Annotated in this window: 27 protein-coding genes; 19 read left to right on the forward strand and 8 right to left on the reverse strand. The window is 63.0% G+C overall.

Annotation, left to right across the window (positions count from 1 at the left end; all coding sequences use genetic code 11):
• Positions 1–67: 67 nt before the first annotated feature.
• Positions 68–562: a DUF2878 domain-containing protein gene (locus tag FOT55_RS00985; protein ID WP_025302049.1), complete on the reverse strand. Its 495-nt coding sequence runs from the start codon at positions 560–562 to the stop codon at positions 68–70.
• 176 nt (positions 563–738) lie between these two features.
• Positions 739–1,392, reverse strand: coding sequence for a helix-turn-helix transcriptional regulator (locus FOT55_RS00990; RefSeq protein ID WP_025302050.1), 654 nt, complete (start codon positions 1,390–1,392; stop codon positions 739–741).
• Between the two features lie 103 nt (positions 1,393–1,495).
• Between FOT55_RS00990 and FOT55_RS00995 the strand changes: the two genes are divergently transcribed.
• The 7 genes from FOT55_RS00995 (at position 1,496) to FOT55_RS01025 (ending at position 6,529) form a co-directional block, all read left to right on the forward strand.
• Positions 1,496–2,950 (forward strand): MFS transporter, encoded by a 1,455-nt coding sequence (locus FOT55_RS00995; RefSeq protein ID WP_025302051.1) that lies wholly within the window; start codon positions 1,496–1,498, stop codon positions 2,948–2,950.
• Positions 2,951–2,980: 30 nt separating this feature from the next.
• Positions 2,981–3,829: a helix-turn-helix transcriptional regulator gene (locus FOT55_RS01000; protein WP_089180675.1), complete on the forward strand. Its 849-nt coding sequence runs from the start codon at positions 2,981–2,983 to the stop codon at positions 3,827–3,829.
• Between the two features lie 71 nt (positions 3,830–3,900).
• A complete protein-coding gene (locus FOT55_RS01005) occupies positions 3,901–4,611 on the forward strand; it encodes an AzlC family ABC transporter permease (RefSeq protein WP_043137025.1) in 711 nt (236 codons plus the stop codon).
• Complete coding sequence (locus FOT55_RS01010; protein ID WP_043137027.1) at positions 4,608–4,919, forward strand: AzlD domain-containing protein; 312 nt, start codon at positions 4,608–4,610, stop codon at positions 4,917–4,919. The genes FOT55_RS01005 and FOT55_RS01010 overlap by 4 nt, the downstream gene beginning before the upstream one ends.
• 70 nt (positions 4,920–4,989) lie before the next feature.
• On the forward strand, positions 4,990–5,559 hold the full coding sequence (locus tag FOT55_RS01015; protein ID WP_060432694.1) for a helix-turn-helix domain-containing protein: 570 nt from the start codon (positions 4,990–4,992) through the stop codon (positions 5,557–5,559).
• A gap of 2 nt (positions 5,560–5,561) precedes the next feature.
• Positions 5,562–6,080 (forward strand): GNAT family N-acetyltransferase, encoded by a 519-nt coding sequence (locus tag FOT55_RS01020; RefSeq protein WP_043137032.1) that lies wholly within the window; start codon positions 5,562–5,564, stop codon positions 6,078–6,080.
• Positions 6,081–6,145: 65 nt separating this feature from the next.
• Complete coding sequence (locus tag FOT55_RS01025) at positions 6,146–6,529, forward strand: GNAT family N-acetyltransferase (protein ID WP_314727669.1); 384 nt, start codon at positions 6,146–6,148, stop codon at positions 6,527–6,529.
• Between the two features lie 384 nt (positions 6,530–6,913).
• On the opposite strand, the gene FOT55_RS01030 is transcribed toward FOT55_RS01025, so the two are convergent.
• From FOT55_RS01030 to ompC, 3 genes are all read right to left on the reverse strand, one after another.
• Positions 6,914–7,744 carry a 5'-nucleotidase, lipoprotein e(P4) family gene (locus FOT55_RS01030; RefSeq protein ID WP_043137035.1) on the reverse strand — a complete coding sequence of 277 codons (831 nt, stop codon included), beginning with the start codon at positions 7,742–7,744 and terminating at the stop codon, positions 6,914–6,916.
• A 17-nt stretch (positions 7,745–7,761) separates the two neighbouring features.
• Positions 7,762–8,613: a GNAT family N-acetyltransferase gene (locus tag FOT55_RS01035; RefSeq protein WP_043137039.1), complete on the reverse strand. Its 852-nt coding sequence runs from the start codon at positions 8,611–8,613 to the stop codon at positions 7,762–7,764.
• A 179-nt stretch (positions 8,614–8,792) separates the two neighbouring features.
• A complete protein-coding gene (gene ompC, locus FOT55_RS01040; protein WP_025302059.1) occupies positions 8,793–9,890 on the reverse strand; it encodes a porin OmpC in 1,098 nt (365 codons plus the stop codon).
• A gap of 241 nt (positions 9,891–10,131) precedes the next feature.
• Between ompC and FOT55_RS01045 the strand changes: the two genes are divergently transcribed.
• From FOT55_RS01045 to dinG, 4 genes are all read left to right on the forward strand, one after another.
• A complete protein-coding gene (locus FOT55_RS01045; protein WP_147822960.1) occupies positions 10,132–10,788 on the forward strand; it encodes a glutathione S-transferase family protein in 657 nt (218 codons plus the stop codon).
• 124 nt (positions 10,789–10,912) lie between these two features.
• The gene (locus FOT55_RS01050; protein WP_025302061.1) at positions 10,913–11,245 is read left to right on the forward strand and encodes a carboxymuconolactone decarboxylase family protein; all 333 of its coding nucleotides are present in this window, start codon (positions 10,913–10,915) and stop codon (positions 11,243–11,245) included.
• Positions 11,235–11,627 carry a tautomerase family protein gene (locus FOT55_RS01055; protein WP_089180676.1) on the forward strand — a complete coding sequence of 131 codons (393 nt, stop codon included), beginning with the start codon at positions 11,235–11,237 and terminating at the stop codon, positions 11,625–11,627. The genes FOT55_RS01050 and FOT55_RS01055 overlap by 11 nt, the downstream gene beginning before the upstream one ends.
• A 66-nt stretch (positions 11,628–11,693) precedes the next feature.
• A complete protein-coding gene (dinG, locus tag FOT55_RS01060) occupies positions 11,694–13,892 on the forward strand; it encodes an ATP-dependent DNA helicase DinG (protein ID WP_025302063.1) in 2,199 nt (732 codons plus the stop codon).
• On the opposite strand, the gene FOT55_RS01065 is transcribed toward dinG, so the two are convergent.
• Complete coding sequence (locus FOT55_RS01065; protein ID WP_025302064.1) at positions 13,893–14,327, reverse strand: Lrp/AsnC family transcriptional regulator; 435 nt, start codon at positions 14,325–14,327, stop codon at positions 13,893–13,895. It abuts the gene before it with no gap.
• 136 nt (positions 14,328–14,463) lie between these two features.
• On the opposite strand from FOT55_RS01065, the gene FOT55_RS01070 reads away from it, so the two are divergent.
• Positions 14,464–15,372, forward strand: coding sequence for a DMT family transporter (locus FOT55_RS01070; RefSeq protein ID WP_147822961.1), 909 nt, complete (start codon positions 14,464–14,466; stop codon positions 15,370–15,372).
• Between the two features lie 3 nt (positions 15,373–15,375).
• On the opposite strand, the gene prpR is transcribed toward FOT55_RS01070, so the two are convergent.
• Complete coding sequence (gene prpR / locus FOT55_RS01075) at positions 15,376–16,977, reverse strand: propionate catabolism operon regulatory protein PrpR (protein ID WP_025302066.1); 1,602 nt, start codon at positions 16,975–16,977, stop codon at positions 15,376–15,378.
• A gap of 245 nt (positions 16,978–17,222) precedes the next feature.
• Between prpR and prpB the strand changes: the two genes are divergently transcribed.
• From prpB to FOT55_RS01095, 4 genes are all read left to right on the forward strand, one after another.
• Positions 17,223–18,113, forward strand: a complete 891-nt coding sequence (gene prpB / locus FOT55_RS01080) for a methylisocitrate lyase (protein WP_049203922.1) — start codon at positions 17,223–17,225, stop codon at positions 18,111–18,113.
• A 33-nt stretch (positions 18,114–18,146) separates the two neighbouring features.
• The gene (gene prpC / locus FOT55_RS01085; protein WP_147822962.1) at positions 18,147–19,310 is read left to right on the forward strand and encodes a bifunctional 2-methylcitrate synthase/citrate synthase; all 1,164 of its coding nucleotides are present in this window, start codon (positions 18,147–18,149) and stop codon (positions 19,308–19,310) included.
• 50 nt (positions 19,311–19,360) lie between these two features.
• The gene (locus FOT55_RS01090; RefSeq protein WP_147823035.1) at positions 19,361–20,812 is read left to right on the forward strand and encodes a bifunctional 2-methylcitrate dehydratase/aconitate hydratase; all 1,452 of its coding nucleotides are present in this window, start codon (positions 19,361–19,363) and stop codon (positions 20,810–20,812) included.
• A gap of 79 nt (positions 20,813–20,891) precedes the next feature.
• Positions 20,892–21,521: a LysE family translocator gene (locus FOT55_RS01095; protein WP_147822963.1), complete on the forward strand. Its 630-nt coding sequence runs from the start codon at positions 20,892–20,894 to the stop codon at positions 21,519–21,521.
• Here FOT55_RS01095 and FOT55_RS01100 read toward each other — a convergent pair.
• Entirely contained in the window at positions 21,518–22,357 is an 840-nt protein-coding gene (locus FOT55_RS01100) for a helix-turn-helix transcriptional regulator (protein ID WP_147822964.1), read from the reverse strand. The two genes, FOT55_RS01095 and FOT55_RS01100, sit on opposite strands and share 4 nt — an antisense overlap.
• Before the next feature lie 99 nt (positions 22,358–22,456).
• Here FOT55_RS01100 and FOT55_RS01105 point away from each other — a divergent pair, with 99 nt between their 5' ends.
• The 3 genes from FOT55_RS01105 to ybiB are packed head-to-tail and all read left to right on the forward strand — an operon-like array spanning position 22,457 to position 25,566.
• The gene (locus tag FOT55_RS01105; RefSeq protein ID WP_147822965.1) at positions 22,457–23,881 is read left to right on the forward strand and encodes an MFS transporter; all 1,425 of its coding nucleotides are present in this window, start codon (positions 22,457–22,459) and stop codon (positions 23,879–23,881) included.
• A gap of 57 nt (positions 23,882–23,938) precedes the next feature.
• Positions 23,939–24,568 (forward strand): FMN-binding negative transcriptional regulator, encoded by a 630-nt coding sequence (locus FOT55_RS01110; protein WP_147822966.1) that lies wholly within the window; start codon positions 23,939–23,941, stop codon positions 24,566–24,568.
• A 38-nt stretch (positions 24,569–24,606) separates the two neighbouring features.
• A complete protein-coding gene (gene ybiB, locus FOT55_RS01115) occupies positions 24,607–25,566 on the forward strand; it encodes a DNA-binding protein YbiB (protein ID WP_147822967.1) in 960 nt (319 codons plus the stop codon).
• Positions 25,567–25,601 lie beyond the last annotated feature (35 nt).

The following is a 25,601-nucleotide window of genomic DNA, read 5'->3' on the forward strand; positions in this document are numbered from 1 at the left end:
TAAACCCGATTGGGCAACCGATAAGCAATGGCTTTCGGCATTATTTTTCCCGACTGCCGCAAGCCGTTCAGCTGTTCCGCCGCTTCCACTGCAGCCAACTGACGGCCGGCAGGTAAATCGACCAGCCGACGGCCAGCAACAGCAGCATGAACTCCGGCGGCACGCCGGGCAGTAACACGCCCAGCTTCCAGGAGACGGCGTAGGCGAAAGGACCGACGGCGGCGCCCAGCACCGCCAGCGGCCAGGGCGCCGCTCTGACCACGTCCAGCAGCCAATACCACCAGCAGCCGAAGCCGATCCACAGCGCGAGGGTCCAGAGCGGCAGGCCGTGTTGCCCGCTGTAGTGCAGCACGCCGCTGTAGCTCCATAGCCCATCCATGCCGATACCGCCCAGGGCAGCCAGAGCCGCGCCCTTACGGCGGGTGGCAGGGGTAAAGATCAGCGCCAGCGCCGCGCCGGCCAGCAGTAGGCCGTTGAGCCGATCGCGAGTCAGCAGCGCCAGCAGCCAGCAAACGCCCAGTCCCAGCGTCGCCAGCCAGAATCCGGCATGCGGCTTCTTCATCGTTCAACTCCCGTGGGGTTACTCTGCCGCTGCGCGCTTAGCGCCGACGGATTTGCCAAGCGGGCGCGAGGCCCGCTGTTTGCCTGAATGTTCGTTAATTCAACCTTAGAAGGGAAGGTGTGGGGTGCACAAGCAGAATAATCTGTACCGGTTGAAAACGTGGGCAAAAACCGGTGTTACAGGAGCGAAATCCGGTAGGCGCAGCGGCGCGAGCCGGCCAGAATGTGTTCGGCGCGCTCCACCTGCGCCTGCAGCACTTCGGTGAAGATACTCAGCTCCGCCCGGCAGAAGCCCTGGCAGACGGTGGCAGCGGCGCAGATCGGGCAGTGGTTTTCCACCAGCAGATAGGCACCGTCCTCCTCCTGGCGCCATTCGGCCATATACCCTTCGCGACAGCGGATCTCGGTCAGGCGCGCCACGCGCTCCTGCAGATCGGCGGCGCCAATCATCGCCTGCTTGTAGTTGATGCGGTTTTCCTGCTCGCGGGTTTCGATCAGCACGTCGAGCGCCTGTTCGCCCAGCTTGTCGCGCACGGTGCGCAGCAGCTGAACCGTCAGGTCCGCATGGGTATCGGGAAAGCGCGCATTGCCGGCCGAGGTCAAATGCCACAGCTGTACCGGGCGGCCTACGCCGCGCGTTTCCGCCACCGCTTCGACCAGCCCCTCTTTCGCCAGCTTGACGAACTGCTGGCGGGCCGCCTCACCGGTGGTGCCGAGCACCTTTCCTGCGTCAGAAGCTTGCTGCGGGCCGCGGGTTTTCAATAGCGTCAGCAAGCGGTCACTGACCGATTGTGCGGTCTTTCCGCTATTTTCCAAGTTTATTCTTGACATATTTCTCCGCCTCGCCCTAACTTATTCCAAGATAACTCTTGTTAAATTTAACGCAATCTTATGATCAACTCAATGCCATTCCTCTGAAAACAGGACGACAACCGTGATAACCCATGACGATAGCCGCTGGAGCGACCTTTTCTCTGGCAAAAATGCGGCCAGTGCGATCGCGCTCTCGCTCGGCGTGGCGCTGCATGCCATCAATATTCTGGTCGCCACCACCATCTTGCCCTCGGTGGTGCAGGATATCGGCGGGCTGGATCTCTATGCCTGGAACACCACGCTGTTCGTGGTGGCGTCTATCCTCGGCTCCGCGCTGTCGGCCCGCTTGCTCAGCGGCTACGGTGCGCGCAGCGCCTATCTGGTGGCTTCGCTGTTCTTCATCGCCGGGGCGGCGCTGTGCGCGCTGGCGCCGAGCATGCCGGTGATGCTGATCGGCCGCACGGTGCAGGGCTTTGGTGGCGGGCTGATCTTTGCGCTCTCCTACGCGATGATCAATCTGGTATTCGAGCAGCGGCTGTGGCCGCGCGCCATGGCGCTCATCTCGGCGATGTGGGGCATCGCCACCCTGGTGGGGCCGGCGGTAGGCGGTATTTTCGCCGAACTGAACGCCTGGCGCTGGGCCTTCGGCATTCTGCTGCCGATCATGGCGTTGTACGCCGCGTTTACCTTCCTGATCCTGCCCAAGGGCAAAGCGCAGCAGGCGGCCGCACCGTTGCCGACCGCACAGCTGCTGTTGCTGACCGTGGCGGTGCTGGTGGTGTCCGCCGGCAGCCTGGCGCACAGTGCCTGGATCAACCTGGCGGGCATCGCGCTCTCGCTGGTGCTGATGGCCTGGTTGCTGAAGCGCGAAGCGCACTCGCGCGCCCGCCTGTTGCCGCACGGCGCACTGCGGCGCGGCTCATCGCTGGCGGCGTTGTACATCACGACCGCGTTGCTGGTGATCGGCATGACCAGCGAAATCTTCGTGCCTTATTTCCTGCAGCTGCTGCACGGCCAGTCGCCGCTGATCTCCGGCTATATCGCCGCCGCTATGGCCGCCGGTTGGACGTTGTCCGAGATCCTCAGCTCCGGCTGGCGCGGAGCGGGCATTCGCCGGGCGATCGTCAGCGGGCCGCTGTTCGTGCTGGTGGGCTTGCTGGCGCTGGCGATCCTGATGCCGATGCCGTCCGGCGGCCACTGGCAGGCGTTGGCGCCGATCGTCATTGCGCTGTTGCTGGTGGGATTCGGCATCGGCTTCGGTTGGCCGCACCTGCTGACGCGCATTTTGCAGGTGGCACCTGAAGCGGACAAAGATATCGCCGGCGCTTCAATTACCACGGTGCAGCTGTTCGCCACCGCATTCGGTGCGGCGCTGGCCGGGATGATCGCCAACCTGGCGGGGCTGAACGATCCGGGTGGCGCGACGGGCGCGGCATCGGCGGCGCGTTGGCTGTTCCTGGCGTTCGCGCTGGCGCCGCTGCTGGCGGTATTCAGCGCCTGGCGCTGCGCGGCGATCGCGCCGCCGGGGGCCGAGACGGGCAATTTTGTACAAAACCCGCCCTCGCGCGAGTGCTAGAATGCCTCTCATTCAGCGGAGGTAGGCAAGATGAAGGCGGAAGGCATAGCGCGCAAAGCATCCCGGGAGCAGGCTCATTTTATGCACGTCGACGATCTTGGCGGGCTGGAAGTGCTGCAGGCCACCTACCGCCGCCAAACCTTCTCGCGCCACAGCCATGAAGGCTTCTGCGTGGGCGTCATCGACGATGGCGCCCAGCGCTTCTACCGCACCGGCGGCGAACACGTGGCGCCGCTGGGCAGCATCATTCTGGTCAACGCCGACGATATTCATACTGGCAGTTCCGCCACCGAAGAGGGCTGGTCGTATCAGGCGATGTACCCGACGCCGGAGCTACTGGCCTTTTTATCGCGCGATCTGAAAACCGGCGCCGGCGCGACGCCTTATTTTCCCAACCCGGTGGTGCACGACGTCGGCCTGGCTGGCCAGTTGCGCATGGCGTTCAGCCTGCTGCGCAGCGATGAGAACCGGCTGATGAAGGAGACCATGGTGTTCTCGGCGCTGACCTGGCTGATGCTGCGGCACGGCAAAAGCCGTATCGATCCTGCGCCGCAGAGCCGGGCGCAAAGCCAAGTGGCGCGGGTGAAAGCCTTTCTCGACGATTTCCCCGAGGCGGACATTTCGCTGCTGGAGCTGGCGGATCGCGTGGCGCTCAGTCCTTATTACCTGCTGCGGCAGTTTCAGCAGGCCACCGGCCTGCCGCCGCACGCCTATCAAATTCAGGCGCGGCTGCGCAAGGCGCGCGGCATGCTGAAGGCCGGCAACAGCGTGCTGGACAGTGCGTTGAGCTGCGGCTTTCACGATCAAAGCCATTTCCACCGCCATTTTCGCAAGTCGATGGGCGTCACGCCGGGCGACTACGTCAAATCGCTGAAATAGCCGGGCAATCGGGTGCAATACCCGTGTACGCCTGCGCCGTAAGCTGGCTTCTTCAACTCAAGGAGAAGCCCATGACTGATTCAATCCCCCTCATCACGCCGCCCTCCGCCCGCCTGCGCCCCGCGCTGCAGGGCGGGGTGGCTATCTTGCCGCTGTGCCTGGCGGTGGTGCCGTGGGGAGTACTGGCGGGCTCAATGGCCCTGCAAAGTGGCCTGACGCCGGCGCAGGGGCTGGGCATGTCGGCCATCGTGTTCGCCGGGGCGTCGCAGCTGGTGGCGATGGGCATGATCAAGGGCAGCGCCGGGCTGCTGGCGATCCTGCTGTCGACCTTTTTCGTCACCGCCCAGCATTTTCTTTACGCGCTGCGGCTGCGGGAGCGTATCGCGCCGCTGCCGTTGCGCTGGCGGCTGGCGCTGGGATTCTTGCTCACCGATGAACTGTTCGCGCTGACCGGCGAACAGACGCCGGCGCGTTTCAACCGCTGGTATGCGCTGGGCGCCGGGCTGACCTTTTACCTGTGCTGGTTTCTCTCCACGCTGCTTGGCATCGTGGCCGCCGGCAGCGCCGGCGATCTGGACGGTTACGGGTTGGATTTCTCCATCGCCGCCACCTTTATCGCCATCGTGGTGCCGCTGGTGCGCAGCCTGCCGGTGTTGGCCTGCGTGCTGACCGCGCTGCTGCTTTCCATCGTGTTGCACCATTTCCAGACGCCGGGCGCATTGGTGATCGCCACCGTGGCGGCGATGCTGGTCGGGCTGCTGTGCAGCGGGGGGCGCCGATGATCTGGCTGACGATCGTTTTGATGGGGCTGGTGGTGTTTTTCAACCGCTACTGTTTTCTGGCGCCCGGGTTGCCGCTGCGTCTGTCGCCGCGCGTTAAAACCCTGCTGAGCTTTTCCGTGCCGGCGGTGCTGACGGCGATCTGCGGGCCGATTGTCGCCTTCAGCGGCGACCAGCTGCGCGCCGCGCCGGATAACCCTTACCTGTGGGGGGCGGTGTTTGCGGTGATACTGGCGTTCTTTCTACGCAATATGCTGGCGGTGGTGTTGCTGAGCATGCTGATTTTCATCGCGCTGCGCGGCATTTTTTAAAATTCGCTTGCCATATCTCTAATTTGAGATTATTTCTCTTTTATGAGATTTTTTAGGCGAGGTATGAGCGGTGGATAACGGTTTGGAGACGGCCGACCTGAGGTTGGCGCAGCGGCTGGCGGATTTGCGCCAGCAGCGGGCGTGGTCGCTGGAGGAGTTGGCGCAGCGCACCGGCCTTAGCCGGGCGACGCTCTCGCGGGTGGAGCGCGCCGAAACCAGCCCGACGGCGTCGCTGCTGAACCGGCTGTGCGCCGCCTACGGGTTGACCATGTCGCGCCTGCTGAGCGAAATCGAAGACGAACCGCCGGAGCTGCTGCGGCCGCCGCAACAGCCGGTGTGGGTCGATCGGGCCAGCGGTTTTCACCGTCGCTCCGTTTCCCCGCCCGGCGCATTGTATAAGGCCGAGTTTATCGAAGCCCGGCTGGATGCCGGCGCGCAGATCGATTACGACCTGCCGTCGATTCCAGCGCTGGAGCATCACCTCTGGCTGTTGTCCGGGCAGCTGGAATTGACCCTGGAAGGGCGCGTTTTCCGGCTGTCGCCCGGCGACTGCCTGCGCTACCGCCTGTTCGGCGCCTCCCGTTTCCATGTCCCCGGCGATGAGCCGGCCCATTACACGCTCGTTATCTGCAGGCCATAGCCATGATTGAATTGCAACAGTGGGACGCCGATGCGGCGCAAAGTGCCATGGCCGAGTTGGCCGAGATGCTGCACGCCAGCGTGGCGCACGGCGCCAGCATCGGTTTTGTCATGCCCTTTACGTTGGAACAGGCGCAGGCGTTTTGGCTGGGGCTGCTGCCGGCCCTGGTGCGGGGAGAGCGTGCGATGCTGGTGGCGCTCGAGAACGGTCGGCCGGTCGGCACCGTGCAACTGCTGTTGGCGATGCCGGACAACGGCCGTCACCGGGCGGAAGTGGTCAAGCTGATGGTGCATCCGCAGGCGCGGCGGCAGGGCATCGCCCGGCTGTTGATGCAGGAAGTGCAGGCGCTGGCGGCGCGTCATCGGCGCAGCCTGTTGGTGCTGGACACCCTGAGCGGCAGCGCGGCGCAGGGATTGTACCGTCAATTGGGGTTCGAGGCGGCGGGCGATATCCCGCAATACGCCCGCGCCAGCGATGGCGGGGCGTTGGAGGCCACCTGCTATATGTACAAACTGCTGTGAGGCTTCGGATACTATTAAGTGAAGTCGATAGCCCAGACGCATTGGCACTGATGGCGGAATTGTCGGTGCAACTGGCTGAGATCACCGGCGATAGCGGTACATCCTCGTTTGATCCTGCTTCTATAGAAGCGGATGGAGGTTGTTTTATGTTGGTACGCAATGCTGCCGATGAAGCCGTAGCTTGTGGAGCGCTGCGTCGATTAACGTCGGGCGTTGCAGAGTTAAAACGAATGTATGTACGTGAGCCTGGCAATGGTATTGGTCGTAAATTATTGCATGCTCTGGAACAGCAGGCTCGATGGTTGGGGTATCGACAACTGTGGCTGGAAACCCGAAGAGTCAACCTGCGTGCCATCAAATTTTATCTGGCTCAGGGGTATCGGGTACGCGAGAACTATGGCCGTTATCGAGGTAACGCGCAGGCGGTCTGTTTCGAAAAAGTTCTGTAATGATGTTGCAAATCCCTATAGCCATTTGACATTGAAGAGCCGTGCTTTGCTGCTTAGGTTACGGCCAGATTAAATCAAAGAGCGGATGCCGCTACGGTTTTCGGGCGGTTAAAATCGAGAGAGTTAAGGGACGAACTTCTCTGATATTGCTGAAAGGAGAGTGAAAGAACTCGTTTCACCGGGAAGCGTTGTTGGATTGGCTCACAGGGCGGTGCCGATACCGATTTCTCACATTTCTGATACCCACAACCCAAAATTTGAGCATACGCATTTCTTCATGTTCATGCCGCCGAACTAACGTCCCCATTGGTTCGGCGGCATGCGCCGTTAATCCTTTTTTGACAAAATATTAGGTTATATGGAGCATTCCTCCCTATTCCTGAATCAGCGTCCGTGCCAGGCTTTGATCGCCTGTTGGCGCACCTGCAGCTTCTGCTGTGGCGTCAGCTTGTTGTAGTCGCGGGCCAGGCCGCTTTCCCAATCGCCGTACAGCGGGTTGGGCAGCACGATGAATTCGGTGCCGAACTTGTTCTGGTTCTCGCTGACGAACGCCCGGCGCTGCGCATTATCCTGGTGGTAAGTCGCGGCGCCGAAGTCGTTCAGGTTGTCGCCCGCGTACACCACGATGTCATAGCCGGCTTGTTTGATGGCGTCGAAGCGCGCCTGCTTATTGGAAGTGTCGGTACTGAGCAAGACGGTCTTTTCCGACATGCCGGTGAAGCCGAGCTTCTGCATGTTGGCCACCGTGGCAGCGTATTCGCTCTGCTTGCGGTTCGAGACGTAGAACATTGTTCCCTGATGAGCGTTAACGTAGCGGGCGAACGACACGGCACCCGGCACCGCGCCGGCCTGTTCGGCCTGCGTCCACTGGGCCCAGGTGGTGCCGTCGTACGGCTGGCCCTGCTGCGCCTGCCAGCCGGAGTAGGCGCTGTTGTCCAGCAGGGTTTCATCCAGATCGACCACCACCGCCTTTTTGCGGCCCGGTGCGGCCTTGGCCTGATCGAAGGCGCGCTGCGCGCTGTTGAACGCCTGATGCGCCAGCGCCTGGTATTCACCGGACTGTTGGAACCAGTTCACCGCCAGCACCGACTGATCCGCCAGCCGCTGCTGGGCCTGAGCGTCGGTATGCGGCGGCTGCGCGCAACCGGCCAGCGTCAGCAGCGCGACGCCAACTGCCGCGCCAAGGGTGAGTTTCCTTGCCTGTTTTCCTGCCATCGTTCTCTCTCTCGGTTTTAGTCTTGTGGGCTGTCCAGCAGCATATCCATCTCGAACTGGCGCAGGGGCTCCTGACGCCAACCAAGATGCGTAAAGAAGGGGGCGGCCACCTCGGGCACAAAGACGTTGGCGGTCAGCGGCAAAGGGGCGAACTGCGCTTGCAGGGCGGCTAGCAAGGCGCGGGCATGCCCCTGACCGCGGTGCTGCGGGGGCACGTAGATCAGGCGCAGCCAGCAGTGCTCGGCGCCGGGCATCACCACGGCGTAGGCCTGACGATTGAGCGTATAGGCTCGCGGTGTGCCCGGCAGCTTGAACAGCGATTCGGGGGCAATCAGCCAGGGCAGGTCGGTGGCGCCTTCCGCCGTCAGGCGATGGCTGACGGTCAACGGATCGACCGCCTGCAGCACCGCCGTGCCTGGCGGCACTTCCGCCGGCGCCTGGTGGCCGGTCAGGGTGCGCACGATGCGCAGCCCGGCGCGATGGTACAGCGCCAGCGCGGCTTCGTTGCCTTCGATCACTTCCAGCGACAGCCGATGGTCGCCGCGCTGACGGGCATCCGCCACCACCCGCTGCATCAGCGCCTTACCCAGCCCCTGACCGCGCATCTCGGGGCGTATGGAAAAGGCCGCGACCCGGCTGTGTCGGCCGCGACGGGCGATCAGCGCCACCGCCACCGGTTCCTGGCGATGGGTGACGATCAGGCTGTCGTTCAGGCTGAGGTCTTCGGCGCCGAAGCGGGCGGCGAAGGCCGGCCCGTCGAGCACGAAGCGTACAATGTAGTTTTCAAAACAGTGGGTGAGGATATTGGCCAGCTCGTCGCTGCTGTAGCGCACGGCGTTGTGGAAGTCGAAGCGTCCGTCGTTGTGCATGGCTGATTCCGCTCGGGGGAAAGCTATACATGTAGACCCGTTTGTTTTGCAAGGCAAGCGGGGGGATTCGTTGGCGGGGAAAATAAAAACAAAAAAGCCGGACGCAGCCGCCCGGCGAAATAAAACTCTGGGTATCAAGTGACGCTAAAGTTTGCAGTGGTGGTTATTCATTCATCACATCAGAACTGGTAGGTCAGGGCGAGAACAACGACGTCGTCGTTTTTCAGGCCCAGCTTGTTGTCGTCATCGAGCTGGTTGATTTTATATTCGACATAAGTGGACATGTTTTTGTTGAAGTAATAGGTCGCCGCCACGTCGAAATATTTAACCAGATCGACATCGCCGATGCCTTCAATATCTTTGCCTTTCTGCTGAACGTAACCCAGCGATGGGCGCAGACCGAAGTCGAACTGATATTGCGCGACCAATTCAATCCCTTCCGCTTTATTGGCGAAGCCGCTAACGGAAGTCGAATTGTTATTGATGGTGGCGGTGCCGGAAATAGGCGCAATATTGCGGCTCTGCGAATAAGTCGCGGCCAGGTAGACGTTGTTGTTGTCGTATTTCAGACCACCGGCCCAGATATCGGCCTTGTCGCCTTTACCGAAGGTGCCCGCTTTTTGCGTGGCGGTGCGGTTGGAAGAGGCATAGGCGGCACCCACGCTCAGGCCGTCGATGATTTCGTAGCTGGAGGAGAGGCCCCAACCGTCGCCGTTCGCCTTGCTGGCGGAGCGGCCGTCGTTTTCGTTCTTGCCCTGGTACTGCACGGCAAATTTCAGGCCGTCAACCAGACCGAAGAAGTTGTTATTACGGTAGGTGGCGACGCCGTTGGTGCGGCCGTTCATGAAGTTGTCGGTCTTGATATAAGCATCGTCGCCGAATTCAGGGATCATATCCGTCCAGGCGCCGACGTCGTAAATGATGCCGTAGTTGCGGCCGTAGTCGAAGGAGCCGAGATCCTTATATTTCAGACCGGCGAAGCCCAGACGCGTTTTGGTGTCTTTAGTGCCGTCGGATTCAGTATGGTTGGCGGCGATCTGATATTCCCACTGGCCGTAGCCGGTCAGCATATCGTTAATCTGAGTCGCGCCTTTAAAGCCGATACGGACGTAAGTTTTATCACCGTCGTTGCCGGCATCATCGGAGAAATAATGCAGGGCTTTTACACGGCCGTAAAAATCGAGCTTGTTGCCGTCTTTATTGTAGATTTCTGCTGCCTGTGCCGCTTGCGCAAGTAAAAGTGCCGGAATAATAACGGCCAGAAGATTACGTTTCATGGGTTACCCTGCTTTATTCGATTGAAAGACGCTTATCATCAGTTGCATTGCTGTTTCACTGTGCCGCCTGATTGTTGGCGGCGGAGAATTTTTACCGTAGTAATGTGATCTATTTATGACAAAAAATTCATTTTCATGTCGAACGATTAAAAAAGTCGCGCAAAGGGTGAATTTTTTCTTCAGCCGACGGTCGGCGGCTGGTCTACAGTTATCGATACCTTGTTCCGCTGCGGGAGGAATCATGCACGATACTTATACTTTGTTCGGCACGCAGGGTTGTGGTTCGACGATCGTGGCCGCCGCGTTGGCGTTGACCGCGTTCCCCTGGGGCTATGAGGAGGTGGACTACACGCAGGACGGCCCGGAGCGCGATCGCCTGCTGGCGCTAAACCCGCTGGGCCAGGTGCCTACCTTGGTGTTGCCCAATGACGAAGTGATGACGGAGAGCGCGGCGATTATCCTGCTGCTGCACGATCGCGCACCGCATGCTGAACTGGCGCCGCCCGGCGGCTCACCGCTGTTGCCGCGTTTTCTGCGCTGGCTGCTATTCATTAACGCGGAGATTTACCCCACCTTCACCTATGCCGACCATCCGCAGCGCTGGCAGCCGCAGGCGACGGGGGCGGAGCAGCTGAAAAATGCGGTGATGGATTATCGCGAGCGTTTATTGCAGCAGCTGAACGCCGCCGCCGGCGCAGCGGGCCCGTGGTTTCTCGGCAAGAGCTTCAGCGCGTTGGATCTGTACGTGGCGGTGATGTGCAACTGGCGGCCGGGCCGCGCGTGGTTCCGGCAGCACTGCCCGCGGCTGTACGCCATCGCCGAACGGGTGGAGCAGCGGCCGGAGCTGAATGCGCTGCTGAGCGCCCATTTCGACGGCGTTGCCCCACTGGAATCGTGAAACCTCCCCGCTGCCCGGCGGGGAACCCTCCCGTTTTTCTGAACCGAGACTGTCGAAAATCCCGATTTTCACTCGCTGCGGCGGCGGGTAGCGTAAGGCTATCCGTAACTGACAGGAGAGTGTGATGCCATCAGAATCCCAGGCCGGGCAACAGGCGTTCGGCGATATTGCCCCCAAGCTGGCGCAGCTCAGCGACAACATATTGTTTGACGATGTCTGGCAGCGGCCAGAGCTGAGCCCGCGCGAGCGCAGCCTGATCACCGTCGCCGCGCTGGTGGCGCTCAACCGCGTGGAACAGCTGCCGTTTCACCTGCAGCTGGCGCAGCGCAACGGCGTGGCGCGTCAGCAACTGGCCGAGCTCATCACCCATCTGGCGTTCTACGCCGGTTGGCCTGCAGCGGCATCGGCCGTGGCGCGCCTGCGCGAGCTGGAACCGGAGGCGCCCCATGCCGTTTAGCCGCATCGCCCTGCATCAGGGCAAATCCGCCGACTACCTGCAAACCTTGTCCGACAGCCTGCATCAGGCGCTGGTGGAGGCGTTCGAGGTGCCGCCGGCGGACAAATTTCAGGTGTTCGATCAATACCGCCCCGGTGAGCTTATCTACGATCGCGACTATCTCGGCGGGCCGCGCAGCGCGGATTTCGTGCTGTTTTACATCACCGCCGGGCGGCCGCGCGACAGCGACACCAAGCGGCGTTTCTACCGACGGCTGGCGGCGTTGCTGATGGAAAAGCTGCGGCTGAACCCCGAGGATGTGATGGTGGTGATCGCCACCACCCAGTTGGACGAGTGGTCGTTCGGCGGTGGTCGCGCCTCGATGATCGATCCGCAGGCGTAACTCGGGCTGACGTCGCCGGCGGTCTGTGGGACAATAGCGCCATCATTTCGTTTAGATAAGAGTTGAATGGCGCTCTCCTCCGCAGTTAAAGATCAGATTGGCCAGTGGTACAAAGCCCTGCAGCAGCAAATACCGGATTTCATTTCCCGCGCGCCCCAGCGTCAGATGATCGCCGAGGTGGCGAAGACGTTGGCCGGTGACTACCCGCGCCATCTGGCGATCGAGGCGCCGACCGGCGTCGGTAAAACGCTGTCTTATCTGATCCCGGGCATCGCCGTCGGGCGGGCGGAGAGCAAGCCGCTGGTGGTGAGCACCGCCAACGTGGCGCTACAGGACCAGATCTACAGCAAAGATTTGCCGCTGCTGAAGAAGATTATCCCCGATCTGAAATTTACCGGTGCCTTTGGCCGCGGGCGTTACGTCTGCCCGCGTAACCTGGCGGCGATGAGCACCGACGTCAGTCAACAGGGCGATCTGACGCTGTTCCTCGACGACGAACTGGCGCCGTCCAGCGGCGAAGAGCAGGCGCTGTGCCAGAAACTGACCAAGGCGTTGGCTCGCTTCGAGTGGGACGGGCTGCGCGATCACTATCAGCAGAGCATCGACGATCCGCTGTGGGCCAAGCTGAGCACCGACAAGGCCAACTGCCTGGGGCGCAACTGCCACTACATTCGCGAATGCCCGTTCTATATTGCCCGCAAAGAGATCGAGAGCGCCGACGTGGTGGTGGCCAACCACGCGCTGGTGATGGCGGCGCTGGAGACGGAATCGGTGCTGCCGAACCCGAAAGAATTGCTGCTGGTGCTGGACGAAGGCCATCATTTGCCTGAGGTGGCGCGCGACGCGCTGGAGATCGACGGGGAAATCACCGCGCTGTCGACCAACCTGCAGTTGGACATGATCGTGCGCCAGGTCGAGCAGTGCATGACGCAGTACCGGCCGAAGAATCCGCCGGGGCTGGCCAACAGCGAACGGCTGAAAAATCATTGCGAAGAGCTGCGCGAGCTGGTGCAGATCTTCGAGCATCAGGTCAGCGCCTACCTGCCCGGCGATAGCGTGGCGGCCGAGCACCGTTTTGAAATGGGCGAGCTGCCCGCGGAGATGGTGGAGAGCTGCGCGCGGCTGTTTAAACTGACCGATGCATTACGGGGGCTGGCGGAGTTCGTGCTTAACGATCTTACCGAGCAGACCGGCAAGCACGACATCGTGCGTCTGCATCGCGCGATCATTCAGATGAGCCGCACGCTGGGCTATCTGGAGGCGATGAGCAAGCTGTGGCGGCTGGCGGCGCTCGACAAGTCGTCCAACGCGCCGATCTCCAAATGGGTCACGCGCGAGCTGCGCGATAACGTTACCCATCTGTATTTGCACTGCGTCGGCATCCGCGTCAGCGACCAGCTGGAGAAGCTGCTGTGGCGCAAGGTGCCGCACGTGGTGGTCACCTCGGCCACGCTGCGTTCACTGAACAGCTTCGCGCGTTTGCAGGAGATGAGCGGGCTGAGCGAGAAGGCCGGCGATCGCTTCGAAACGCTCTCTTCGCCGTTCAATCACGTCGAACAGGGCAAAATTGTCATTCCGCAGATGCGCTATGAACCGGCGCTCGCCAACGAGGCGGAGCACCTCGAGGAGATGGCGCGGTTTTTCCGCGCCGAGCAGGCGAGCGGCAAACACAAAGGCATGCTGATCCTGTTCAGCAGCCACCGGGCGATGCAGACTTTCCTCAGCTACGTGACCGATCTGCGGCTGATGCTGCTGGTGCAGGGCGACCAGCCGCGCTACCGGCTGGTGGAAGAGCACCGCAAGCGGGTGGAGAAGGGCGTCGCCAGCGTGCTGGTGGGGCTGCAATCGTTCGCCGAAGGGCTGGATCTGAAAGGCGAACTGCTGACCCAGGTGCATATTCACAAAATCGCGTTCCCGCCGATCGACAGCCCGGTGATCATCACCGAAGGCGAGTGGCTGAAATCACTGAAGCGCTATCCGTTCGAAGTGCAGAGCCTGCCGAGCGCCTCGTTCAACCTGATCCAGCAGGTCGGCCGACTGATCCGCAGTAACCAATGCTACGGCGAGATCGTGATCTACGATCGCCGGCTGTTGACCAAAAACTACGGTTCGCGGCTGTTGGCGTCGCTGCCGGTGTTCCCGATTGAGCAGCGCGCGGTGCCGGAGGCCGACAAGGCGCATCTGGCGGCGCTGAAATCCGCCGCCGACGCGGCCAAAAAAGAGAAGAAGCGCGGCAACCCGTTCGCCCGCAAACGGCGGCGTTGATCAGAGCAGCGGCGGCAGGCGGCGCTTGACCGGCGTGGTTTTCACGATCGAGGTGTTGCTCTGCGCATGCTCGGCCAGCCGATCGAGGGTATGGTCGAGCTGTTCCATCGAGTGCGCCACCAGCCGCACGATAAAGCAGTCTTCGCCGGTCACCTTATCGCATTCGACCACTTCCGGGATCGCCTGAATCAGCTGCTCGACCTTCTTCAGCATGCCCGGCAGCGGCTTGATGCGCACCAGCGACTCGAAGGCATAGCCTACCGCCTGCAGATTGACGTTCAGGGTATAACCCTGGATCACGCCGCTTTCTTCCAGCCGCCGCAGTCTTTCCGACGTGCTCGGCGACGACAGCCCCACCTGCGCGCTCAGCGTCTTCAACGATGCACGCGCATCTTCCGCCAGAATGGTCAGGATTTGGCGATCGATATCATCCATAACGCCTCCGTTAGGTGTTTTCTTTATTATAGCTGCGAGAAAAAGGCAGTTAAGCATATCTGCCTTTTTTATGCTATGGAAAGCCGCCCCGCGAAGCCGCAAGCTATGTCTCTGGGCAAGCTTCGAGGAACGCAGAATGAATGCAGAGATAAAACGCGGATCGCTGGAGATGGCGGCGGCGATGTTGATTTCCGGCTCTATCGGCTGGTTTGTGTTGATGTCAGGCCAGCCGGTTATCAACGTGGTGTTTTGGCGCTGCGCGGTAGGCGCGCTGGTGCTGCTGGCGGTGTGCGGCGTATTGGGGCAGCTGCGACGCGATGCGCTGACGCGCGCCACGCTGCTGCTGGCGATCGCCGGCGGCGTCGCGCTGGTGATCAACTGGCTGCTGCTGTTTGCCGCCTATTCCTATGCCTCTATTTCCATCGCCACCGCGGTGTATAACACCCAGCCGTTTATGCTGGTGGGGCTGGGGGCGCTGTTTTTGGGGGAACGGCTGACCGCCCGCAAGCTGCTGTGGCTGGGGCTGGCGTTCGGCGGCATGATGCTGGTGGTGCTGGCGCAGCCGCGGCAGGCGGGGGAGCAGAGCCATTATCTGGCGGGCATCGCGCTGGCGCTCGGCGCGGCGTTTTTCTACGCCCTGATGGCGCTGGCGGCCAAGCGGCTGAAGGGCACGCCGCCGCATCTCATTGCGCTGATCCAGGTGACGGTAGGGGCGATGATGCTGTTGCCGCTGGTGGATTTCCATGTTTCGGCCAGCGTTGGGCAGTGGGGGATGCTGGCGACGCTCGGCGTGCTGCACACCGGCCTGATGTACGTGTTGATGTACGGTGCGCTGCAGAAGCTGCCCACCAACCTGATCGGCTCGCTGTCGTTTATCTACCCGATCGCCGCCATGTTGGTGGATCGCCTGGCGTTTGGCCACCGCCTGTCGGCGTGGCAGCTGCTGGGTGCGGCGATCATCCTGCTGGCGGCGGCGGGCATGAACCTGCTGGGCGATCGGCGAGCGCGACTGCTGCCGGCCTCGGACGGCCGGCGCGCCGGCTGATGCTCAGTTCGGTTTTTTCAGCCGGCGCCATAAAGTGGTGCGGCTGATCCCGAGCAACCGGGCGGCGGCGGCGTGGTCGCCTCCGCACCGCGCCAGGGCTTCGTGGGCGGAGATGGGCGCCGCCTGCGTCTCGGGCGGCGTGACCGCCGCCAGCTCCGGCAACAGCCACTGCAGCGTTTCACCGCTCGGCGCTGCGCCGGTGCTCAGCATCAGCGCTACCCGTTCCATCATGTTGCGCAGTTCGCGCAGGTTGCCGGGCCAGGCGTAATGGCTTAGCGCGGCGTAACAGCCGGCCAGGGCGGTGCGCAGCGGCTCCGTCAGCGGCACATCGAGCGCCGCCAGCGACTGTTTCAGAAAGTGTTCCGCCAGCATCGCAATATCGTCGCCGCGCGCCCGCAATGGCGGCAGCTGCAGCCGCAGGGCGCTCAGGCGATAAAACAGATCGGCGCGAAAACCGCCCCGTTGAATCGCCTGCTCCAGGCGGGTGTGGGTGGCGCTGATGACGCGAAAGTCGACCGTTACCGGCTGTTGCCCGCCCACCCGGGTGATAGTTTTCTCTTCCAGCGCGCGCAGCAGTCGCGTTTGCAGGTGCAGCGGCATTTCGCCGATCTCATCCAGAAACAGGGTGCCGCCGTTGGCGGTTTCCAGCAGCCCGCGCCGGCCGCCGCGCCGTGAACCGGTGAAGGCGCCTTCCTCATAGCCGAACAGCTCCGCCTCCAGCAGCGATTCGGCGATGGCGCCGCAGTTGATGGCGACGAACGGCGGCGTCGCCCCCCTGGACGGTGCGCCGCGCCGGGAAAAGTATTCGCGGTGGATTGCCTGCGCCGCCAGCTCTTTGCCAGTGCCGGTTTCTCCTTCAATTAATACCGCCGCCGGCGAGCGGGCGTACAACATGATGGTGCGCCGGGTCTGCTCCATCTGCGGGGAGTCGCCCTGCAAATCGCCCAGCCCATAGCGTGGCTGCAGGGTATCGCGTGCGGCGTAATCGCCGCCGCGTTTGCCGCCGCTCAGCATCAGGCGCGTTACGTCCAGCGCATCGCTGAAAGCGGCGCGCAGGGTGGCGGCGGAATAGAGAAAAATGGCGGTGAGCCCGGCCTCTTCCGCCAGATCGCTGATGAGGCCGGCGCCGACCACCGCCTGAATACCGGCGGCTTTCAGCTCGGCGATCTGGCCGCGGGCGTCCTCTTCGGTGACGTAACTGCGCTGCTCCAGCGGCAGATCGAAGGTTTGCTGGAACTCCATCAGTGCGGGCAAAGGCGTTTTATAGGTGATGACGCCGATCCGATCGGCGGTTCTGCGCGCCTTGCTCAGCGCCTGCAGCAGGTCGAAGCCGCCGGGCTTGACCAGGATGACCGGCACCGACAGGCGACTTTTCAGGTAGGCGCCGTTGGAGCCGGCGGCGATGATGGCGTCGCACGGTTCGGTCGCCAGGCGTGCGCGGATGTGCTGCACCGCCTCCTCGAAGCCGAGACGGATCGGGGTGATGGTCGCCAGATGGTCGAACTCGAGGCTGATGTCCCGGAACAGATCGAACAGGCGGGTGATGGAGACGGTCCAGATCACCGGTTTGTCCGGCGCGCGGGATGGCGTGATGTGATCGCTCATGGTGGGTTACCGAATGGAAGTGGCTGCATTAGGTGTAGCCCGGTTTCAGTTATGTTTCAAATTTACTGTGTGAAACAACGATTGAAACGTTAACTGAAACGTTTTTTATCCCTTTGCCAGGCCAATGGCGCTGAATATGTTGTAACTCACTTATTTTTATCGTTTTTAATTTTTCCCCTCACCGAAGTGAAACCTGGCCCGCTCCTTGCTCTGTCTGTTTCATCTGGCTAATCGGAGAAAACGTCATGACGCTGCGCTCACCCGGGCTCGCCTTTCGTCAGGCCCTGAATAAAGAGAAACCCCTGCAAATCGCCGGCGCGATCAACGCCAACCATGCGCTGCTGGCCCAGCGGGCCGGGTTCCAGGCCATCTATCTTTCCGGCGGCGGCGTGGCGGCGGGTTCGCTGGGGCTGCCGGACCTGGGCATTTCGACGCTGGACGATGTGTTGACCGATATTCGCCGCATCACCGACGTCTGCCCGCTGCCGCTGCTGGTGGATGTCGACAGCGGTTTCGGCGCATCGGCGTTTAACGTTGCCCGCACGGTGCGCTCGGTGAGCAAGGCCGGGGCGGCGGCGCTGCATATCGAAGATCAGGTCGGCGCCAAGCGCTGCGGCCATCGGCCCAATAAGGCCATCGTCTCCACCGAAGAGATGGTGGATCGCATCAAGGCGGCGGTAGATGCGCGCAGCGATCCGGACTTCGTGATCATGGCGCGCACCGACGCGCTGGCGGTGGAGGGGCTGGAGGCGGCCATCGAGCGCGCTCAGGCTTACGTGGCGGCCGGGGCCGACATGCTGTTCCCGGAAGCGATCACCGAACTGGGCATGTACCGCCGTTTCGCCGAAGCGACGCAGGTGCCGATCCTCGCCAACATCACCGAATTCGGCGCGACGCCGCTGTTCACCACCGACGAGCTGCGCAGCGCTCGGGTGGATATGGCGCTGTATCCGCTGTCGGCCTTTCGGGCGATGAACCGGGCGGCGGAGCGGGTGTACCGCGCCCTGCGCGAGGAGGGCACGCAGAAAAGCGTCATCGACACCATGCAGACCCGCAACGAGCTGTACGAAAGCATCAACTACTATTTGTTCGAAGAGAAACTCGACGCTCTGTTCGCTCGCCAACGCGACGAATAGGCGCCATTCACGCAGAAGCCAAATGAGGACAGTATGAGCCAAGCGATCCCCCCGCAAAGCCCGACTGGCGTTAAGCCGAAAAAATCCGTGGCGTTATCCGGCGTGCCCGCCGGAAATACTGCGCTGTGTTCCGTAGGGCGCAGCGGCAACGATCTGCACTACCGCGGTTACGACATCCTCGATCTCGCGCGCCACTGCGAGTTTGAAGAGGTCACCCATCTGCTGATCCACGGCAAGTTGCCCAACCGCGACGAGCTGCAGGCCTATAAACACCGTCTCAAAGCGCTGCGCGGCCTGCCCGCCAGCGTGCGCACGGTGCTGGAGGCGCTGCCGGCGGCTTCGCATCCGATGGACGTGATGCGCACCGGCGTTTCGGCCCTTGGCTGCACGCTGCCGGAAAAAGAGCAGCACGGCGCGGCCGGCGCGCGCGACATTGCCGATCGGCTGCTGGCGTCGTTGGGATCGATGCTGCTCTACTGGTATCACTACAGCCACAACGGCGAACGTATTCAGCCGGAGACCGACGACGATTCCATCGGCGGCCACTTCCTGCACCTGCTGCACGGCGAGGCGCCTTCCGCCAGCTGGGAACAGGCCATGCACGCGTCATTGATCCTGTACGCCGAGCATGAGTTCAACGCCTCGACCTTCGCCGGCCGGGTGATCGCCGGCACCGGATCCGACGTCTATTCGGCGATCGTCGGCGCCATTGGCGCGCTGCGCGGGCCGAAGCACGGCGGCGCCAACGAGGTGTCGCTGGAGATCCAGCAACGCTATGAAACGCCGGACGAAGCGGAAGCCGACATTCGCCGCCGCATCGACAACAAAGAGGTGGTGATTGGCTTTGGGCACCCGGTGTACACCGTCTCCGATCCGCGCCATCAGGTGATCAAAGAGATCGCACTGCGCCTGTCGCAGGAAGCGGGCGCGATGAAGCTGTATGACATCGCCGATCGGCTGGAAAGCGTGATGCACGACACCAAAAACATGTTCCCCAACCTCGACTGGTTCTCGGCGGTGTCTTACCACCAGCTGGGGGTGCCCACCGAAATGTTCACGCCGCTGTTCGTCATGGCGCGCGTCAGCGGCTGGTCGGCGCACATCATCGAGCAACGGCAGGACAACAAAATCATTCGCCCGTCCGCCAACTATACCGGGCCGGAAGCGCGAGCCTTCGTACCGCTGGATCAGCGCTGAGCGCCGGTCGTTATCGTGTCGTTTTCACTCTGGAGCCTTTGGGAATCATGATGCTTGAGTCTGCCAATACCCGCCGTCCGCCGTTCGATCGCGAAATGGTCGATATCGTCGATTATGTGATGAAAGAGGCCGTCGATACCCCGGCGGCGTACCGCACCGCTCACTATTGCCTGCTCGACACCCTCGGCTGCGGGCTGGAGGCGCTGAGCTACCCGGCCTGCAAGAAACTGATGGGGCCGGTGGTGCCGGGCGCCGAGGTGCTGAACGGCAGCCGGGTGCCGGGCACCCGTTTCCAGCTGGATCCGGTGCAGGCGGCGTTCAATATCGGCGCCATGATCCGCTGGCTCGACTTCAACGACACCTGGCTGGCGGCGGAGTGGGGCCACCCGTCGGATAACCTGGGCGGGATCCTGGCGGTGGCCGATTGGCTCTCTCGCCAGGCGGTGGCGGCAGGCAAAGCGCCGCTGACCATGCGGCAGGTGCTGATCGCCATGATCAAGGCGCATGAGATCCAGGGCTGCCTGGCGCTGGAAAACGCCTTCAACCGGGTAGGGTTGGATCACGTGCTGCTGGTGAAGGTGGCGTCCACCGCGGTGGTGGCGCAGCTGCTCGGCCTGAGCCGCGAGGCGATCCTGAACGCGGTGTCGCTGGCGTGGGTGGACGGGCAGTCGCTGCGTACCTATCGCCACGCGCCGAACGCCGGCACCCGCAAATCCTGGGCAGCGGGAGATGCGACCGCCCGCGCGGTGCGGTTGGCGCTGATGGCCGCCACCGGCGAAATGGGCTACCCCTCGGCGCTGACGGCACCGACCTGGGGATTCTACGACGTCTCGTTCAACGGCAAACCTTTCCGCTTCCAGCGGCCGTACGGCGCATATGTGATGGAGAACGTGCTGTTTAAAATTTCGTTCCCGGCGGAGTTCCATGCCCAGACCGCCGTGGAGGCGGCCATGACGCTGCACCGCCAGATGCAGGCCGCCGGCAAAACCGCCGCCGACATCGCCAGGGTGAGCATCCGCACCCACGAGGCTTGCCTGCGCATTATCGACAAGCAGGGGCCGCTGGATAACCCGGCGGATCGCGATCACTGCATTCAGTATATGGTGGCGATCCCATTGCTGTTCGGCCGGCTGACGGCGGCGGACTACGAAGACCGGGTGGCCGAAGATCCGCGTATCGACGCATTGCGTAGCAAGATCCACTGCCATGAAGATCCCGCTTTCACGCGCGATTATCACGATCCGGAAAAGCGCTCGATCGCCAATGCGCTGACGGTGGAGTTCGCCGACGGCAGCCGTCTGGATGAGGTGGCGGTGGAGTATCCTATCGGCCATGCGCGGCGGCGCGAAGAGGGCATCCCGCTGCTGATCGAGAAGTTCAAAACCAACCTGGCGCGCCAGTTCCCAGCCCTGCAGCAGCAGCGCATTCTCGAGGTGTCGCTGGACCGCCAGCGGCTGGCGCAGATGCCGGTCAACGAGTATCTCGATTTGTGGGTGATCTGAGGTGAGCGGCGCTGACAAGCCACGTCGGCGTCGCTATGATGGACGTTCCATCCCCGTCCGTCTTCTTATCAGGTGATTCATGATTGATGCCGCAACGTTGTTGTTGTTTTCCGGTGCCTGCGTGGCGCTGGCGCTGACCCCCGGCCCGGATATGCTGCTGATCGCTTCGCGCAGCGTCAGCCAGGGGCGGCGCGCCGGTTTCGCTTCGCTGGCGGGCATTCAGCTCGGCACATACTGCCACGCGCTGGCGGCGGCGCTGGGGTTGTCGCAACTGTTCGTCGCGGTGCCGCTGGCTTACGACGCGGTGAGAATGTTGGGCGCCGCCTATCTGCTCTACCTGGCGTGGAAAACGCTGCGATCCGGCAGCAGTCTGCAGGCTTCTGCCGGGTTGCAGGCCGTGCCGACGGCGCGAATTTTCCGGCAGGGACTGTTCACCAACATCCTCAACCCGAAAATGGCACTGTTCGTGCTGGCGCTGTTCCCCCAGTTTATCGATCCGCGTGCCGGCTCGGTGGTGGTACAGATGCTGGCGCTGGCGACGGTGCTGAATCTGGTGGGGTTGCTGATTAACGGCGGGGTGATCCTGGCGGTCAGCCGCATGAAAAGCCGCTTCGCCGGCCGCCGCTTCAGCGCCCGCTGGCCGAACTACCTGCTGAGCGGCGTATTTGCCGGGCTGGCCTGCAAGCTCATTTTCGACAGCCGCCGCTAACCCTCGCGCAGCAGCGCTTCAAACGCCGCGCTGGCCGGTTCGTCCGGCAGCGCGCTGTACATCACCAGCCGCAGGTGATTCTCTTCGTCGACGATAAAAGAGGCGTGGTCAAAGGTGACCGGGCCGATCTCCGGGACGATGAAGCTGCGTCGCCCCTGGCAGCGCCCGTGGATATCGTGCTGCCGCCAGAGCCGGCGGAACGGCGGCGACACCCGCTCCAGCGCCTGTACCCGTTGGCGCATCACCTCATCCTCCGGCGCACGGGCATAGTCGCGGCGGAAGCTGGCCAGGATCTGCGGCGCCTGCGCCTGCCACTCCAGCAGGCGTTCATTAAGCTGCGGATCGGCAAACAGCATCCACAGCATGTTGCGCTCTTCCGCCGGACGTTCGTCGATGGCGAACAGCCGCTGCGCCGCCGGATTCCAGGCGATGATGTCCCAACTCAGGTTCATGACGTAAGCCGGCCGCAGCGTCAGATCGTCCAGCAGGCGCCGCACCAGCGGCGAGACCTGGCACCACTGATGGCCGACCGGCACCGGCGGGCGCTGATGCGCCAATAAGAACAGGTGGTAGCGGCCGGCGGCGTCGAGCTGCAGCACCCGCGCCAGATTTTCCAAAAACGTCACCGACGCATTGATTTCCCTGCCTTGCTCCAGCCAGGTGTACCAGGTGAGGCCGACGCCGGCCAGCGCCGCCACCTCCTCGCGCCGCAATCCCGGCGTGCGGCGGCGGCTGCCGCTCGGCAAACCGACCGCCTCCGGCGACAGCTGTTCTCGTTTTTGCCGCAGAAAGTCCGCCAGTTCGTGGCGGGTGCGTTCGAGGGTGCGTGGGGGCATGGCGGCCGTCCTGTTGCTGTCAGTAATAGTATAAATGGCTATATAGTAACAGTTTAAACCCTGTTCCATACTGCGGCCATCATAATCTCTGGAGGTGGTATGGAACATTCATTATCTCGTGAGCGGCGAGGGCTGCCCGGCCTGCCGGTGCTGCTGTTGGGCGGGTTCGTCACGGTGTTCGATCTGTTTGTGGTCAACGTGGCGGCGCCGGTGATCCAGCGGCAGTTCGCCGCCGATTTCGCCGGTGTCGGTTTGATCGTCGCCGGTTATGAGTTGGCGTTTGGGGTGCTGCTGATCGCCGGTGGGCGTCTGGGCGATCGCTTCGGACGTCGGCGTCTGTTCAGCCTCGGCATGCTGGGATTCACGCTGAGTTCTCTGCTGTGCGGGTTGGCGGGATCGCTCAGCCTGTTGATCGCCGCGCGTATTCTGCAGGGGGCGACGGCGGCGCTGTTGTTCCCGCAAATTTACGCCTTGATGCGGGTGCTGTACGCGCCGCAACAGCGGCGGCGCGCCTTCGCTTGGCTGGGCATGACGCTGGGATTGGCGGCGATCTTCGGCCAGATCCTCGGCGGATTTATCATCGAGGCTAACCTGTTCGGCAGCGGCTGGCGCATGATCTTTTTGATCAATTTGCCGATCGGCGCACTGGCGCTGTGGGCGGCGCGGCGCATTCCCGAATCGCGCGTGGCGCAGGCGCAGCGGCTGGACGGCGTTGGCCTGTGGCTGGCGGCGACCGGCCTGTCGCTGTTGTTGCTGCCGTTGCTGGAGGGGCCGGCGCGCGGCTGGCCGTGGTGGATAGCGCCGATGTTGGCGTTAGCGATGCTGACGCTGTGGGGCTTTCTGCGTTGGGAGCGCCGTCTGGCGCAGCGCGGTGATGATGCGGTGCTCGATCCGGCGCTGTTCCGTCAGGCGGGCTTCGCGCCGGGCATGGCGGTGGTGCTGGCGATTTATGCCACCGCCTCCTCGTTTTTCTTGTGTTTCGCACTGCTGCTGCAGGCGGGGGCGGGGCTGACGCCTTTTCAGGCGGGCAGCCTGTTCGCCCCGGCCAGCGCGGCCTTTATGCTGGCGTCGATGCTGGCGCCCCGGCTGGCGCTGCGTTGGGGCAATGGCGTACTGAGCGTGGGCGTGGCGATTTACGCCGCCGGGTTGGCGCTATTGATGGCGCAGGCGCTGTGGGGTGAGGCGCTGGCGCACCCTCTGCGGCTGCTGCCGGGGTTAGTGGTGCTGGGATTCGGTCAGGCGCTGAGCATGACGCCGCTGCTGAATCTGGTGCTGGGTTTGGCGCCGGAGCGGCAGGCGGGCATGGCGGCGGGTCTGGTTGCCACCGTGCAGCAGGTGGGGGGCGCGCTGGGCATCGTGGTCAGCGGCGTCGCTTTTGTGCCGCTGTTGGCGAGCGGCGGCGCAGCGGAGCGCTATGCCCAGGCCTTTGCCGGCGCCATGGTATTTAATCTGTTGGCGATGGGCATCGCCCTGCTGTTGTTAAACCGGATCACTCGAAATACTCAGAAAGCGGATCTTAAGTAGGCCGCCGGCGGGTGCTTTACTGTTGTCATCATGAGAGAGCGATAAGGAGCCACACTGATGTTTCAACCCGCCACATTTCGCGAAGACAATCTGGATGCCCAACTGGCGCTGGTGCGCGCCCACCCGTTGGGGCTATTGGTCAGCCACGGCGAGCAGGGATTAACGGCCGATCCGCTGCCGTTTCTGGCCGATGTCGAACAGGGGCAGATCCGGCTGCGGGCGCACCTGTCGCGCGCCAACGCGCACTGGCAACGGCTGCAGCACGCGGCGGAATGCCTGGTGATTTTTCAGGGCGTGGAGGGCTATGTGTCGCCCGGCTGGTACCCGAGCAAGGGCCAGACCGGCAAAGTGGTGCCGACCTGGAACTACAGCATGGTGCAGCTGTATGGCGTGCCGACGGTGACGGACGATCCGGCCTGGCTGCGCCGCCAGCTGATCGACCTGACGGCACAACAGGAAGGGCGCCGCCCGGCGCCCTGGCGGCTCGACGACGCGCCGGCCAACTATATCGCCGCACAGCTTAAAGGCATCGTCGGTATCGAGATCGCCGTTACCCGGCGCGAAGGTAAATGGAAAATGAGCCAAAACCGCAGCGCCGACGATGCCGGCGGGGTGATCGCCGGGCTGCGCGAGGGCGATGACGCGCAGCGGCGACTGGCGGCGGAGGTTGAGCGGCGGCGCGGATAGGGTATGCTAACCGAAGAGTGAGCTGAGGGAACCTTCGGATGGATTACACCAAAATTATCAAAGAAATAGGCCGCGGCAAAAATCATGCGCGCGACCTGGACCGGCAGACCGCCTTTGAGCTGTATCAGGCGATGCTGGCCGGGGAGGTCCCCGAGCTGGAGCTGGGCGGCATTCTGATCGCGCTGCGCATCAAGGGCGAAGCCGAAGAGGAGATGCTGGGCTTCTATCAGGCGATGCAGCAGCAGGTCTTGCCGCTGCAGGCGCCGCAGGGGCGGCCACTGCCGGTGGTGCTGCCGAGCTACAACGGCGCGCGCAAGCAGGCCAACCTGACGCCGCTGCTGGCGCTGCTGCTCGCGAAAGTGGGCCTGCCGGTGGTGGTGCACGGCATCCTGGACGACAGCACCCGTGTGACCAGCGCCGAGATTTTCCGTGCCCTGGGGCTGCCGTGGTCGGAACAGGCCGCTCATGCCCAGCAGCGCCTCGATAACGGCGAGGCGGTATTCATGCCGGTTTCCGCGCTGTCGGCGCCGTTGGCGCAGCAGCTTGGGCTGCGTTGGCGCATGGGGGTGCGCAACAGCGCCCATACGCTGGCCAAGCTGGCGACGCCGTTCGGCGAACAGGATGCGCTGCGCCTCGCCAGCGTCTCTCACCCGGAGTATGTTGGCCGGGTGGCGTCGTTTTTCCGCCAGATCGGCGCCCGCGGGCTGTTGATGCACGGCACCGAAGGCGAAGCCTACGCCAACCCGCTGCGCTGCCCGCAAATTCACCACATCGTCGGCGGCGAACAGCACGTATTGCTGGAGCGCACCTTGCCGGATGAAACGCCGGCATTGCCGGCGGCGAAAGACGCGGAAACCACCGCACGCTGGACCGAGCGCTGCCTGGCGGGCGAGGTGGCGATCCCGCAGGCCATCCAGCGGCAGGTCGCCTGTTGCCTGGTGGCCGCCGGCGAGAGCGAGACGCTCGAGCAGGGGCTGCAGCGCCTGCGTCAGGCCTAAGCGCGACTATACTGGGATATTTCCTCATCGGCTGA

It is taken from the genome of Serratia bockelmannii, from assembly GCF_008011855.1.
In the GTDB taxonomy this organism is placed as follows: Bacteria; Pseudomonadota; Gammaproteobacteria; order Enterobacterales; family Enterobacteriaceae; genus Serratia; species Serratia bockelmannii.